The organism is Corynebacterium sp. HMSC05D03 (genome assembly GCF_001807205.1).
Taxonomy (GTDB): Bacteria; Actinomycetota; Actinomycetes; order Mycobacteriales; family Mycobacteriaceae; genus Corynebacterium; species Corynebacterium aurimucosum.
On sequence record NZ_KV788177.1, the window covers coordinates 320,250 to 331,428 of the forward strand.

An 11,179-nucleotide genomic window follows, 5' to 3' on the forward strand; every position below is an offset into this window, starting at 1 on the left:
ATGGACATTATGGTGTGTGGCGAAGGCCTTGTTGACCTCGTTCCGCGCGGACGCGGGCCGCTGGCGGATTTAACACCGGCGTTGGGCGGCGGTCCCTTCAACGTGGCGGTCGCGGCGAGCCGTTTGGGCGCTAGCGTGGGATTTCAGTCGCGGCTCTCGCACGATGCCTTCGGGCAAGCGCTCATGGAGCGTCTGCATAAAGAAGGAGTGGATACCTCGCTCGTGCAGCGGGGTGAGGAACCCACGACGCTAGCGGTCTGCAACATCGGTGAGGACGGATCGGCCACCTATTCCTTCTACACGGAGGGCACGGCGGACCGCCTAATAGAGCCTGTGCTTGTCGACGTCCCCTGGGCCTGTTTCGGCACCGTCTCCCTCGCCCTGGAACCTGGTGCCTCCCGTTATGCCGCGTTGCTGAAGGACCTTGCCGCGAAGGGCACGAAGGTCGCGCTGGACCCTAATATTCGCCCCTTCTTCGCCACCCCGGAGCACCGCGATTTCTTGTTGTCACTGTTGCCACACGTCACGTTGTTGAAGTTGAGCGAGGAAGAAGTGGAATTCCTGGGCGAAGACGCACTGGCCCACGTACCTGTAGTGGTAACCACGCGCGGCGCAGAAGGGCTGAGCGTACGCACGGATTCGGTATCGGCGCAGGTCCCACCGGTTAAGGTCGAGGTGGCAGACACCATTGGCGCCGGTGACACGGTCATGGCCGCGCTGCTGAGCCAGTTGCTAACGCGGGATATCAGCGCATTAAGCGCCGAAGAGTGGCAGGAGATCCTCCACTTCGCGGCGACGGCCGCAGCCATTACGGTGTCCCGCACGGGCGCGCAACCGCCCACGTGTTCTGAAGTGGAGGAGCGCCTATGAACTACCCAGTGCGTGCCAGCGTAGTGCACGGCCTGCTCTTTGTGCTGGTAGCCGTGGCTTTTATCCTGCCGGTGGTCTTCGGTGCCGCAGCGCTTCTACCGGTGCCGCTTGCGGCGTGGGCGTCGGTGGTGCTCGCCGCACTCGCGCTTGTCGACGCCTCCTACCACGCCTTCTCCCCCTCCCAGCGCCCCACCCGCGGTTTACGAGCCCTGTCGGCGGTAGGCAGCGCTGCGCTCATCGCTGGCTGGTTGGTGTGGCTGCGGATTTATAACACCATCGACCTGGTGAGCGCCACGCCCTACCGTATCGGCACGTTCCTTCTCGCGGTAGGCGCGGTGTTGAGCGCATTCTGTCTCGCCATTGCACTCACGCACCGGGGCACACGCTAGACTCTTGGAGGCTTCCGCCCCGGGTTCGCCGCCCGATTCAGAGCACGCGTTCCCTAGAGGACTTCGTCTGGGGTGTAATCCACGTACAGCGCACCCATAGGAACGCTCGTATCGCTTTGCCACCAGCCGCGGTCGGGTTCAAAGGGCAAGGTGACGTGCTTGCCTTCGTAGCCTGCCCACGCGCTTTTCTCGACGAGCCCAATGCAACTCTTGCCGGAAAAGGTCAACGTTTTCCGTGACGGGCTGCCACTCTTATATCCGCTCAAGGTGGTGGGCGCATCCAAGGCCAAGAACCAGACCTCTGTCGAGGCGTAATCGGACACGACAATGCCTGGCACGCCACCATCGAGGTCGCCTGCTTTGACCTTGTGCACAGTGCCTGACACCGTGGTGGGAGCATCGGCAGGATTGCCCTCACTGGCAATGCGATCCTTCCGGTACTCGCACTTTTCGATGCCACTGGTGACGGAGGTGTCCGCCTCGGCATTGTTTCCATCGTTGGGTGCAGGTGTCTTCGTGACCTCGGCGGTGCCAGAATTACCGGCACCAGGCGAGTAGCCCGCCGGAAGCGTCGGTTTGGGTCCGGCAGCTTCGGTGCTGGGCTGGGGCTGCGCCTCCGACTCCGGTTTAGCTTGCGTAGGTGAAACGTCCGCGGCGGAGTCCATAGCCGGGGCGTCGGCAGCAACGGGGGCCGGCTCCTCTGCGGCGCAACCGACGAGGGCCGCTACGGAGGAAGCGCAGACAAGGGTAAGCAGAGAGCGAGAGAACGCGGACATACGGCGTTAAACCTTTCAGGAGATGAACGGCCTAACCCTAGCACGTTCCTGCAGCGCAGCCGGATAAAATCGGAGAGCATTCCCCTAGCCAGCCTGTGCTGTGTTGCGCCGATTCAGCCCGATAGGGGGCATAAAAAAGACCCCCACGGTGAACGTGGGGGTCATTGATATCGAAGAGGGCTAGATATTACTTAGCCTTCTCCACGATCTCGACGAGACGGAAGTGCTTGTCCTTGGACAGCGGGCGAGTCTCGGCGATGAGAACGCGGTCGCCGATGCCGGCGGTCTCGTTCTCGTCGTGCGCCTTAACCTTCTTGTTAGTGCGCATAATCTTGCCGTAGAGGGCGTGCTGCTTGCGGTCCTCGAGCTCGACAACGATGGTCTTATTCATCTTGTCGGAGACAACGATGCCGGTGCGGGTCTTGCGAGCGCCCTTTTCCTTCTTAGTGTTCACGTTTGCCTCACTCATGATTAAGCCTCAGCTCCCGGAGCAACGGACAGTCCCAGCTCACGCTCGCGCAGAACGGTGTAGATGCGGGCGATGTCGCGCTTAACCGTGCCGATGCGGCGGTTGTTGGTCAGCTGGCCAGTGGCCTTCTGGAAGCGAAGGTTGAAGAGCTCTTCCTTCGCATCCTTCAGGCGGGTTTCCAGCTCAGCGTTGTCGAGCTCACGGAACTCGTGGGCGGGGGTACCGGTAGCCATTAGAACTGGTCCTCCTTCTTGATGATGCGGACCTTGCACGGAAGCTTCTGGCCAGCGCGGCGCAGAGCCTCGATGGCGGTAGCTTCGTTCGGGTAGGTCATCTCGAAGAGGATGCGGCCCGGCTTAACGTTGGCAACCCACTTCTCGACGGGACCCTTACCGGAACCCATACGCACGCCGAGCGGCTTCTGGGTCAGCGGACGGTCCGGGAAGATGTTGATCCACACCTTGCCACCACGCTTGACGTGGCGGTTGATGGCAATACGTGCGGCCTCAATCTGGCGGTTGGTGATGTACGCCGGCTCAAGAGCCTGGATGGCGTAGTCACCGAAGTTGATGCGGTTACCGCCCTTGGACACACCCGAGCGGGTCGGGCGGTGCTGGCGACGGTACTTGACGCGCTTAGGAATCAGCATGGATTAGCCCTCCTGCTTCTGCTGTGCGCGCTGGCGACGCTGGCCACCACGGCGCGAGCGACCGTTACGGTCACCGCGGCCGCGGCCCTGCGCCGGAGCGTTCAGTTCGGACTCGCGGACGCCACCGACAACGTCACCCTTGTAGATCCACACCTTGATGCCGATGCGGCCGAAGGTGGTGTGGGCCTCTGCGGTGCCGTAGTCGATTTCGGCGCGAAGGGTGTGCAGCGGAACGCGACCCTCGTGGTAGCGCTCAACGCGAGACATTTCTGCACCGCCCAGGCGGCCGGACAGCAGAATCTTGATGCCCTTGACCTGCGGCTGGCGCATAGCGGACTGGATAGCCTTGCGCATTGCACGACGGAATGCGACGCGGTTAACCAGCTGCTCCGCGATGGACTGTGCAACCAGGGTTGCGTTGGCGTCGACCTGCTTGACCTCGAGGATGTTGAGGGCAACCATCTTGCCCGTGAGCTTCTCCAGCTCACGACGGATGCGGTCAGCCTCAGCGCCGCGGCGGCCAATCACGATGCCCGGGCGGGCGGTGTGAATGTCCACGCGGACGCGGTCGCGGGTGCGCTCGATGACGACGTCGGCAATGCCGGCGCGGTCGAGGCCCTTCTCTAGGTACTCGCGGATCTTGATGTCTTCGGCTACGTAGTTTGCGTAGTCCTTATCGGCGTACCAGTGGGTCTTCCAGTCGGAAGTGATGCCCAAACGTAGGCCGTGAGGATGGATCTTCTGGCCCATTACTTGGCCCCTTCCTTCTGGCTCTCGACAACCACGGTGATGTGGCTGGTGCGCTTACGAATCATGAATGCGCGGCCCTGTGCGCGCGGCTGGAAACGACGCATGGTCGGACCCTCGTTGGCGTATGCCTCGGAGATGACCAGGGTGCGCGGGTCCAGACCGAAGTTGTTCTCAGCGTTGGCAGCTGCGGATGCAACAACCTTGGCAACCGGCTCAGCGGCGCCCTGCGGAGCGTACTTCAGGATTGCAAGTGCCTCGGCTACGGACTTACCGCGGACCAAGTCGATGACGCGGCGTGCCTTCATCGGGGTAACGCGGACGTAGCGAGCCGTTGCGGATGCGGAGGTGATGGTGTCACTCATCGCTTATCGACGTCCCTTCTTGTCGTCCTTGACGTGACCCTTAAAGGTCTTGGTGGGTGCGAACTCACCGAGCTTGTGACCAACCATGGAGTCCTCGACGAACACCGGCACATGCTTGCGGCCGTCATGGACGGCGAAGGTGTGACCGATGAAGTCGGGCAGGATGGTGGAACGGCGAGACCAGGTCTTGATGACCTGCTTGGTGCCGGCCTCGTTCTGAGCATCAACCTTGTTGAGGAGGTGCTCATCGACGAACGGGCCCTTCTTAAGGCTGCGTGGCATTGTTTACCTCCTCTTAGCGCTTCTTGTTCGGGCGACGACGGCGCACGATCATGTTGTTCGAGTAACGGTTCGGGTTGCGGGTGCGGCCTTCCTTGTGGCCCCACGGCGACACCGGGTGGCGACCACCCGAGGTCTTACCCTCACCACCACCGTGCGGGTGGTCGACCGGGTTCATAACGACACCGCGGACGGTCGGGCGGACGCCCTTCCAGCGCATACGGCCGGCCTTGCCCCAACGGATGTTCATCTGGTCAGCGTTGCCAACCTCACCGACGGTGGCGCGGCAACGGATGTCGACGCGACGGATCTCGGAGGACGGCATACGCAGGATGGCGTACTTGCCTTCCTTACCCAGCAGCTGGATGGAGGCACCAGCGGAGCGGGCCAGCTTAGCGCCAGCGCCCGGCTTGAGCTCCACAGCGTGGATGGTGGTACCAGTCGGGATGTTACGCAGCGGCAGGTTGTTGCCAACCTTGATATCTGCGTTCGGACCAGCCTCAACGATGGTGCCCTGCTTCAGGCCCTTCGGGGCGATGATGTAGCGCTTCTCGCCGTCTGCGTAGTGCAGGAGGGCGATGTTGGCGGTACGGTTCGGGTCGTACTCGATGTGTGCGACCTTTGCAGGGATGCCGTCCTTGTCGGTACGACGGAAGTCGATCAGACGGTAACGGCGCTTGTGGCCACCGCCGATGTGGCGGGTGGTGATGCGGCCGTAGTTGTTACGACCACCAGTCTTGCTCAGCGGGCGCAGCAGGGACTTCTCCGGGGTCGAGCGAGTGATTTCCTCGAACTCGGACACGGAGGATGCGCGGCGACCCGGAGTTGTCGGCTTGTACTTACGAATAGCCATAATTCTTCCTTTTCCTTTCGGCTCTTCGGTGGGGCTTAAGCGCCTGCGCCGAAGACGTCGATGGAGTCGCTGCCTTCACGGAGCGTCACGTAGGCGCGCTTGGTGGACTTACGCTGACCGTAGCCGGTGCGGGTGCGCTTGCGCTTGCCTGCACGGTTCACGGTGTTCACGGAAGCAACCTTCACGCCGAAGATCTGCTCGACGGCATCTTTAATCTGGGTCTTGTTGGAGTCCGTGGAGACGTAGAACGTGTAGACGTTCTGTTCCATCAGGCCGTAGGACTTCTCGGACACAACCGGTGCGATGATGACGTCGCGCGGGTTAGCGAGCTTAGCCATTACTTCTCCTCCTTAGCTTCCTCGGCGGCGCCGGTAGCGCGCTCGACGAAGGTGTGCAGAGCCTCAACGGAGAACACAACGTCGTCCGAGTAGAGGACGTCGTAGGTGTTCAGCTGGCCGGCGTCCAGGATCTGGACGTTCGGCAGGTTGTTGGCGCTGCGGCGAGCATTGATGTCCTCGCGGCCGATGACCAGAAGAACATTCTTGCGGTCGGTGAGGCGCTCGATGAAAGCCTTGGCCTGCTTGGTGGACGGGGTCTGGCCCGGGACGAGCTCCTCGATGACGTGGATGCGCTCGTTACGTGCACGGTCAGACAGTGCGCCGTAGAGAGCAGCCTTGATCATGCGCTTCGGGGTGCGCTGGGAGTAGTCACGCGGGACCGGGCCGTGCACGGTGCCACCACCGGTGTAGTGAGGCGCACGGATGGAGCCCTGGCGGGCGCGGCCGGTGCCCTTCTGACGGAACGGCTTGCGACCACCGCCGCGGACCTCGCCGCGAGTCTTGGTCTTGTGGGTACCCTGACGAGCAGCAGCGAGCTGTGCGTTGACAACCTGGTGCATCAAAGCAATGGATGCCTCGGTGTCAAAGAGCTCGGCCGGCAACTCAACGGTGCCGTTGGTCTTACCGTCAGCGGTCTGGACGTCTAGCTTGAGGTTGCTCATGCGTGTGCACCGCCCTTCACTGCGGTCTTAACGGTGACGAGGCCACCGCGCGCACCCGGGATAGCACCCTTGATGAGCAGCAGGTTGGACTCGGCATCAATCTTCTGAATCTTCAGGTTCTGGGTGGTCACGCGGTCCTGGCCCATGCGGCCAGCCATGCGCTTACCCTTGAAGACGCGGCCCGGGAACGAAGCGCCACCAATGCCACCAACGCGGCGGTGAGCAGCCTGGTTACCGTGGGCAGCGCCCTGGCCTGCGAAGCCGTGGCGCTTCATGGCGCCAGCGTAGCCGTGACCCTTGGTGGTGCCGGTAACGTCAACGAAGGACACGCCCTCGAAGATGTCCACCTTGACCTCCTGGCCGACCTCGTATGCGGAGGTGTCGTCCATGCGGATCTCAGCGACGTAACGGCGCGGGGTCACGCCAGCCTTCTTGAAGTGACCGGTTGCAGGCTTGTTGACCTTGCGCGGGTCCTTCTCGCCGAAGGCAATCTGGATGGCGTTGTAGCCATCGGTTTCTTTCGTACGGATCTGGGTAACCACGCACGGGCCAGCCTCGACGACGGTCACCGGCACAACGCGGTTCTCCTCGTCGAAGACCTGGGTCATGCCGAGCTTGGTGCCCAGAATTCCCTTGATCTCGTTTTCACTCATTGTTTGTTCTCCACCAAATACGTTGTGTCGATCGCTTACTGGATATTCACGTCGACGCTTGCCGGAAGGTCGATGCGCATGAGGGCGTCAACGGTCTTCGGGGTCGGGTCGAGAATGTCGATGAGGCGCTTGTGAGTGCGCATCTCGAAGTGCTCGCGAGAGTCCTTGTACTTGTGCGGAGAACGAATAACGGCGTATACGTTCTTCTCGGTTGGGAGCGGCACCGGGCCGACAACACGAGCACCCGTACGGGTAACAGTCTCGACGATCTTCTTAGCAGAAGCGTCGATGGCCTCGTGGTCGTAGGCCTTCAGCCGAATGCGGATTTTTTGTCCCGCCACGCTTATCCTCTTCCTCGCTTCCCCACTTTCACATTCCCGGCGTATCCGGGGCGTGAAGCGGTGGGAAATTGCTTCTCGATTTCTCTATAACGTTGTCCGGGCTGGAAGCCATGGCTCAACGCCAGTTGTCTGACTGTCATGACGACCACGAGAGTGACTTAAGGCAAAAGCCCAGAGTGCAGTGCTCGTGACGGGGTACAAGACCCGTAGTCAAAGTAAATAGGAAGAAGACTGGGGCGTTAGATCTCAATGATCCGCAACCAAAGTCTTATTCATATACTGCCGCTGTTTATTTGCCATGCCCCTTCTCCGGTCCATCTTCTCGGGATTGTCTCTGCTCAAGCGCGGACCTAGCCCGATCGGATGACCTTCGCGTGTAGTTCTAAAAGAACCCCACAACAAAGGTGTCATGTTCGCCTTACCAGCAACAACGCCCTACAAGCTGAAGCCTGTGGTTACGTCGCTGTGTTAAAGCAACCCCTGTATTTAAGCACGTAACCTCGCGTTTTCCAAACTCCTGCGTAAACAGTGGGTAACATCACGTTTTGGCCAAGGTTCGGCTCCCCGCCGCCCCGCGGACCGCGTTCACGGTTAAGCTCGTGACGTAGATACATACCTACATCAACTACACAATGAGAGGGATCCACCATGGCTGAAAACACAACCCCCAAGGACGTCGCCGAGCAGACCGCCCCGGCGAACGACGCCACCCCGGCGCCTGCCCCGGAGCGCAACAAGAACCTGGAGACCGATTTCGGCACCACCCGCATCGATGATGTCGTTGTGTCCAAGATCGCCGGCATCGCCGCCCGCGAGGTTTCCGGCGTCGCCGCCCTCGGCGGCGGTGGCGCCCGCATGATGGGCTCCATCCGCGAATCCTTCGGCGCTTCCGAGGACGTCCGCCAGGGCGTGAGCGTCGAGGTGAACAACGGCACCGCTTCCATTGATATCGCCATCATCGCCGAGTACGGCGTTGCCATCCACGAGCTCGCCGAGGCTATTCGCCGCAACATCATGAATGCGGTCGAACGCATGACCGGCCTGTCCGTCGATCGCGTCGACGTCGTCGTCCACGACGTCAAGCTGCCACGCGAAGAAGACGAGTCTGCCGAGGCAACCCCGGCGGTTACCCAGGGCCAGGCATAACGTGACCTCTGCCGAGCTCACCCTCCCCCTTGCCACGTCCATAGCGGCGGCGGTGACGGATCTGAGGGGCGTCGCCAAGCTCTCGCCCGGCCGATTCGGGGAGGTCGCGCTGCTCTTTCCCGGTGAGCGCGTGCACGGCATCCGCCGCCCCAGCTCGCAGGATGACACGCACCTGGAGCTGCACATTGTCGTTGATGTCAGCGCAGGCGTACCACTCGCCGAGCTTGGCGACGTCACCCGCACCACCGTCCGCGCCACCTGGCCCGCAGTGCGCCGCGTAGACGTGGTCTTCGACGACGCGGTCTAAAAGGAACCGACATACAGAACTAAAGGAAAACCATGAAGAACTACACCTCCCTCGGCGTGATCGCCGGCTTGGTTCTGGCCTTTTTCATCTACCTCGGCGTGTGGTACGTCGCGCTCGCGGTCTTGCTTGCCGCGGTCGGCGGCGTCATCGGCGCGCATTTCGACGGCCGCATTGACCTCACCGCGGTGTGGAAGGGCGTGGTCGGCCAGGATAGAGGCCGAGGCTAGTGAGCACCGAATCAACCGGGGTCGCCCTCTTCGGGCGAACCCGCTTTTCCCTGCGCGCGATGGAAAAGGTCATTAACGCCGCCATTGCGAGCGTGCCGGGGACCGCGGCTGTCGACGCCAAATTAGCCGGCCTCGCCGGCCGCGCCTTTCCGCGCGTGATGGCGCAAATGGACCCGGATACGCAGATGGTGGCGGTGGATGTCGACATCGCTGTGTACTGGCCCTCCCCCGTCACCGAGGTGGCGAAGGCAGTCCGCACGGCAATCCGCGAGGCAGTCCGCGATTTCACAGGTTTTCGCACCACTCGCGTCAACGTAACGGTGGGCGGTGCGGTCCCAGGCGAGCGTACAACCGCGCTGGCGGTCGAGACACGCGCGCCACTGTCGGCGCAGATTCCGGCGATTGTTCCGGAGCGCGCTGTGAAGCCGGTGGACGTAAGCCAGCGCGCCGCGGTGCGCCAAGTGTCGACCCCTGCGCCGGTCCCTGTACGCACGGTGAGGGTGCCGGAGGCGGTGCGGGTGAGGGGCGTCGGCAAGCCTGCGGACGTTAAGGTGCGCACGGAAGGTTTCGGCCCCGGCGAGAATCGCTACGACAAGCTGCGCCCCATCCACACGCCCGAACCGCAGCCGCTGCGCGCAGTCACGGATCCTGCGCCGGTACAGGTCCGCTCGGTGCCTGCGCCACGGGAGTTCGCGCTGCGCCACGTCGAAGTGCCCCGCCCGGTTGAACCGCGCGGCGTGGACCTTCCGCACACTTCTCCGCTTCGCGTCCCGCATGCCAAGCCGCTTCAGCTTCGCCCAATTGCGATTCGGCCCTCGGCCGAGTTCACACGCCGGGTAGACGTTCCACGTCCGGTGCCGCTGCGCGCCATCACCATCCGCGAAGGAGGCCATCATGAGTGATCACTCGCTGCCCGCTGGCTTCGGGCAACGCCCGAAGGCCTCCCCACCGGCGCGGGGGTGGACCATCATCGTGGGCATCCTGCTGCTCGCGGCCGCCGTCGTCGTGGGGCGTGAGGCCTGGGTGGCAGGTGCCAACGAGGGCGCAACCTCGTGGCTGCAGCCCTTCATCGACGTGATGTCCTCGCCGGAGATCCATACATGGATGCTTGTGGCCGGGGGCGTGGCGATCTTCGTCGGGTTGATTCTGTTGTGGGCGGCGTGTGCGCCGCGGAAGACAACGCACGTGCGGATTGACTCTGAGGATGCGTCGATGTGGCTGCGTGCGGTGGACATTGCGCGGGTGGCGTCGGCAACGGCGCGTCGGGTGCCGGGGACCACGGCGGCGCGGAGTCGGGCGAAGATTACTAAGGAGCGCTCCCGAATCACGGTGACTGCCACGGGCGATGCTGATGATGCGCAGCTCAAAGAGCGCGTGACTGAAGCAGTGACGGCGGCGCTGGCGGCTATCACGCCGGCTCCGGAGATTACCGTGGTGATTGAGGATGAACAGGAGGATATCGCCAATGTCTAAGGCACTTGCGGGTGTGGACCGCGCGATACTTGCGGTGTTGGGAATCCTGCTCATAGCTTTGGGCGTGTGGCCGATTCTCATCCACTTCGACGTGCCTTTCGCTACGTACTTGGCCTCGTGGGTGGACCACGACACGTGGGCGGGTCTGCCTGGGCAGTCTTGGTGGCCTTTTGCGCTGGGCTTGGCGACGATCATCTGTGCCCTCACCGGCCTGTGGCTGGTGATAAGCAACCTGCGCCATCATCGCTTTAATTCGATGCCCTCGGAGGAATCGAATGAGGAGGGTGCGATTAAGACGGAGATGCCCGCGATTGCAGGGGCGGTAGCGGATACTCTCGCTGACATTGAGGGCGTGGAGAAAGTATCGCGGCTGGTAGCCTACGACCGCTCGCGGCCGACGTTGCAGTATGAGGTGCTAGCGGATCCCGATACCCCGCTGCTGCGCATCAAGGATGCCATTGAGGTCAATGACCGCGACTTCCGCGCGGCCTTCCCGGACGTGGATGTGGATACGCGGTACAAGGTTCACTTCACGAAGGTCCGCAACGCGGCCACATAGCATTTCTCTTGCTCATAAGCCGCCACTGAGCTCGGCGTTTGCTCCTCCGGTTGCGGGGTGGCTAGTGCTGTTTTAG

General features: G+C 62.4%; 20 protein-coding genes. 8 read left to right on the plus strand and 12 right to left on the minus strand.

Annotated elements, in window-relative coordinates; translation table 11 throughout:
* The gene (locus HMPREF3147_RS07800; protein WP_070446602.1) at positions 1–870 is read left to right on the plus strand and encodes a carbohydrate kinase family protein; all 870 of its coding nucleotides are present in this window, start codon (positions 1–3) and stop codon (positions 868–870) included.
* Complete coding sequence (locus HMPREF3147_RS07805; protein WP_070446576.1) at positions 867–1,259, plus strand: hypothetical protein; 393 nt, start codon at positions 867–869, stop codon at positions 1,257–1,259. The genes HMPREF3147_RS07800 and HMPREF3147_RS07805 overlap by 4 nt, the downstream gene beginning before the upstream one ends.
* A gap of 53 nt (positions 1,260–1,312) precedes the next feature.
* Here the strand turns inward: HMPREF3147_RS07805 and HMPREF3147_RS07810 are convergent, their stop codons facing one another.
* From HMPREF3147_RS07810 to rpsJ, 12 genes are all read right to left on the minus strand, one after another.
* Positions 1,313–2,035, minus strand: a complete 723-nt coding sequence (locus HMPREF3147_RS07810; RefSeq protein WP_070446577.1) for a hypothetical protein — start codon at positions 2,033–2,035, stop codon at positions 1,313–1,315.
* Between the two features lie 187 nt (positions 2,036–2,222).
* Entirely contained in the window at positions 2,223–2,504 is a 282-nt protein-coding gene (gene rpsQ / locus HMPREF3147_RS07815) for a 30S ribosomal protein S17 (protein ID WP_010189641.1), read from the minus strand.
* 2 nt (positions 2,505–2,506) lie between these two features.
* Positions 2,507–2,737, minus strand: a complete 231-nt coding sequence (rpmC, locus tag HMPREF3147_RS07820; RefSeq protein ID WP_005276944.1) for a 50S ribosomal protein L29 — start codon at positions 2,735–2,737, stop codon at positions 2,507–2,509.
* On the minus strand, positions 2,737–3,153 hold the full coding sequence (rplP, locus tag HMPREF3147_RS07825) for a 50S ribosomal protein L16 (RefSeq protein WP_010189643.1): 417 nt from the start codon (positions 3,151–3,153) through the stop codon (positions 2,737–2,739). The genes rpmC and rplP overlap by 1 nt, the downstream gene beginning before the upstream one ends.
* Positions 3,154–3,156: 3 nt before the next feature.
* Positions 3,157–3,903, minus strand: a complete 747-nt coding sequence (gene rpsC, locus HMPREF3147_RS07830) for a 30S ribosomal protein S3 (RefSeq protein ID WP_070446580.1) — start codon at positions 3,901–3,903, stop codon at positions 3,157–3,159.
* The gene (gene rplV / locus HMPREF3147_RS07835) at positions 3,903–4,265 is read right to left on the minus strand and encodes a 50S ribosomal protein L22 (RefSeq protein WP_010189645.1); all 363 of its coding nucleotides are present in this window, start codon (positions 4,263–4,265) and stop codon (positions 3,903–3,905) included. The genes rpsC and rplV overlap by 1 nt, the downstream gene beginning before the upstream one ends.
* A gap of 3 nt (positions 4,266–4,268) precedes the next feature.
* Positions 4,269–4,547 (minus strand): 30S ribosomal protein S19, encoded by a 279-nt coding sequence (gene rpsS / locus HMPREF3147_RS07840; RefSeq protein WP_010189646.1) that lies wholly within the window; start codon positions 4,545–4,547, stop codon positions 4,269–4,271.
* 13 nt (positions 4,548–4,560) lie between these two features.
* On the minus strand, positions 4,561–5,397 hold the full coding sequence (gene rplB / locus HMPREF3147_RS07845) for a 50S ribosomal protein L2 (RefSeq protein WP_010189648.1): 837 nt from the start codon (positions 5,395–5,397) through the stop codon (positions 4,561–4,563).
* Between the two features lie 35 nt (positions 5,398–5,432).
* On the minus strand, positions 5,433–5,735 hold the full coding sequence (gene rplW, locus HMPREF3147_RS07850) for a 50S ribosomal protein L23 (protein WP_010189649.1): 303 nt from the start codon (positions 5,733–5,735) through the stop codon (positions 5,433–5,435).
* Complete coding sequence (gene rplD / locus HMPREF3147_RS07855) at positions 5,735–6,397, minus strand: 50S ribosomal protein L4 (protein WP_010189650.1); 663 nt, start codon at positions 6,395–6,397, stop codon at positions 5,735–5,737. Before rplD ends, rplW begins: the two co-directional genes overlap by 1 nt.
* Positions 6,394–7,050 carry a 50S ribosomal protein L3 gene (gene rplC / locus HMPREF3147_RS07860; protein WP_010189651.1) on the minus strand — a complete coding sequence of 219 codons (657 nt, stop codon included), beginning with the start codon at positions 7,048–7,050 and terminating at the stop codon, positions 6,394–6,396. Before rplC ends, rplD begins: the two co-directional genes overlap by 4 nt.
* 35 nt (positions 7,051–7,085) lie before the next feature.
* Positions 7,086–7,391 (minus strand): 30S ribosomal protein S10, encoded by a 306-nt coding sequence (gene rpsJ / locus HMPREF3147_RS07865; protein WP_003848085.1) that lies wholly within the window; start codon positions 7,389–7,391, stop codon positions 7,086–7,088.
* Positions 7,392–8,039: 648 nt separating this feature from the next.
* On the opposite strand from rpsJ, the gene HMPREF3147_RS07870 reads away from it, so the two are divergent.
* The 6 genes from HMPREF3147_RS07870 to HMPREF3147_RS07895 are packed head-to-tail and all read left to right on the plus strand — an operon-like array spanning position 8,040 to position 11,103.
* Positions 8,040–8,537, plus strand: a complete 498-nt coding sequence (locus tag HMPREF3147_RS07870) for an Asp23/Gls24 family envelope stress response protein (protein ID WP_070446581.1) — start codon at positions 8,040–8,042, stop codon at positions 8,535–8,537.
* A gap of 1 nt (position 8,538) precedes the next feature.
* A complete protein-coding gene (locus HMPREF3147_RS07875) occupies positions 8,539–8,844 on the plus strand; it encodes a hypothetical protein (protein ID WP_070446582.1) in 306 nt (101 codons plus the stop codon).
* Between the two features lie 32 nt (positions 8,845–8,876).
* Entirely contained in the window at positions 8,877–9,071 is a 195-nt protein-coding gene (locus HMPREF3147_RS07880; RefSeq protein WP_010189668.1) for a hypothetical protein, read from the plus strand.
* Complete coding sequence (locus HMPREF3147_RS07885; protein ID WP_070446583.1) at positions 9,071–9,973, plus strand: Asp23/Gls24 family envelope stress response protein; 903 nt, start codon at positions 9,071–9,073, stop codon at positions 9,971–9,973. The genes HMPREF3147_RS07880 and HMPREF3147_RS07885 overlap by 1 nt, the downstream gene beginning before the upstream one ends.
* On the plus strand, positions 9,966–10,544 hold the full coding sequence (locus HMPREF3147_RS07890; RefSeq protein WP_070446584.1) for a DUF6286 domain-containing protein: 579 nt from the start codon (positions 9,966–9,968) through the stop codon (positions 10,542–10,544). Before HMPREF3147_RS07885 ends, HMPREF3147_RS07890 begins: the two co-directional genes overlap by 8 nt.
* A complete protein-coding gene (locus HMPREF3147_RS07895) occupies positions 10,537–11,103 on the plus strand; it encodes an Asp23/Gls24 family envelope stress response protein (RefSeq protein WP_070446585.1) in 567 nt (188 codons plus the stop codon). Before HMPREF3147_RS07890 ends, HMPREF3147_RS07895 begins: the two co-directional genes overlap by 8 nt.
* Positions 11,104–11,179: the final 76 nt, after the last annotated feature.

What these genes read in the sequence shown, in the direction of transcription:
- HMPREF3147_RS07800 (WP_070446602.1), top strand. Translation starts at nt 1, where the DNA reads ATGGACATTATGGTGTGTGGCGAAGGCCTTGTTGACCTCGTTCCGCGC.
- HMPREF3147_RS07805 (WP_070446576.1), top strand. Translation starts at nt 867, where the DNA reads ATGAACTACCCAGTGCGTGCCAGCGTAGTGCACGGCCTGCTCTTTGTG.
- HMPREF3147_RS07810 (WP_070446577.1), bottom strand. Translation starts at nt 2,035, where the DNA reads ATGTCCGCGTTCTCTCGCTCTCTGCTTACCCTTGTCTGCGCTTCCTCC.
- rpsQ (WP_010189641.1), bottom strand. Translation starts at nt 2,504, where the DNA reads ATGAGTGAGGCAAACGTGAACACTAAGAAGGAAAAGGGCGCTCGCAAG.
- rpmC (WP_005276944.1), bottom strand. Translation starts at nt 2,737, where the DNA reads ATGGCTACCGGTACCCCCGCCCACGAGTTCCGTGAGCTCGACAACGCT.
- rplP (WP_010189643.1), bottom strand. Translation starts at nt 3,153, where the DNA reads ATGCTGATTCCTAAGCGCGTCAAGTACCGTCGCCAGCACCGCCCGACC.
- rpsC (WP_070446580.1), bottom strand. Translation starts at nt 3,903, where the DNA reads ATGGGCCAGAAGATCCATCCTCACGGCCTACGTTTGGGCATCACTTCC.
- rplV (WP_010189645.1), bottom strand. Translation starts at nt 4,265, where the DNA reads ATGAGTGACACCATCACCTCCGCATCCGCAACGGCTCGCTACGTCCGC.
- rpsS (WP_010189646.1), bottom strand. Translation starts at nt 4,547, where the DNA reads ATGCCACGCAGCCTTAAGAAGGGCCCGTTCGTCGATGAGCACCTCCTC.
- rplB (WP_010189648.1), bottom strand. Translation starts at nt 5,397, where the DNA reads ATGGCTATTCGTAAGTACAAGCCGACAACTCCGGGTCGCCGCGCATCC.
- rplW (WP_010189649.1), bottom strand. Translation starts at nt 5,735, where the DNA reads ATGGCTAAGCTCGCTAACCCGCGCGACGTCATCATCGCACCGGTTGTG.
- rplD (WP_010189650.1), bottom strand. Translation starts at nt 6,397, where the DNA reads ATGAGCAACCTCAAGCTAGACGTCCAGACCGCTGACGGTAAGACCAAC.
- rplC (WP_010189651.1), bottom strand. Translation starts at nt 7,050, where the DNA reads ATGAGTGAAAACGAGATCAAGGGAATTCTGGGCACCAAGCTCGGCATG.
- HMPREF3147_RS07870 (WP_070446581.1), top strand. Translation starts at nt 8,040, where the DNA reads ATGGCTGAAAACACAACCCCCAAGGACGTCGCCGAGCAGACCGCCCCG.
- HMPREF3147_RS07880 (WP_010189668.1), top strand. Translation starts at nt 8,877, where the DNA reads ATGAAGAACTACACCTCCCTCGGCGTGATCGCCGGCTTGGTTCTGGCC.
- HMPREF3147_RS07890 (WP_070446584.1), top strand. Translation starts at nt 9,966, where the DNA reads ATGAGTGATCACTCGCTGCCCGCTGGCTTCGGGCAACGCCCGAAGGCC.
- HMPREF3147_RS07895 (WP_070446585.1), top strand. Translation starts at nt 10,537, where the DNA reads ATGTCTAAGGCACTTGCGGGTGTGGACCGCGCGATACTTGCGGTGTTG.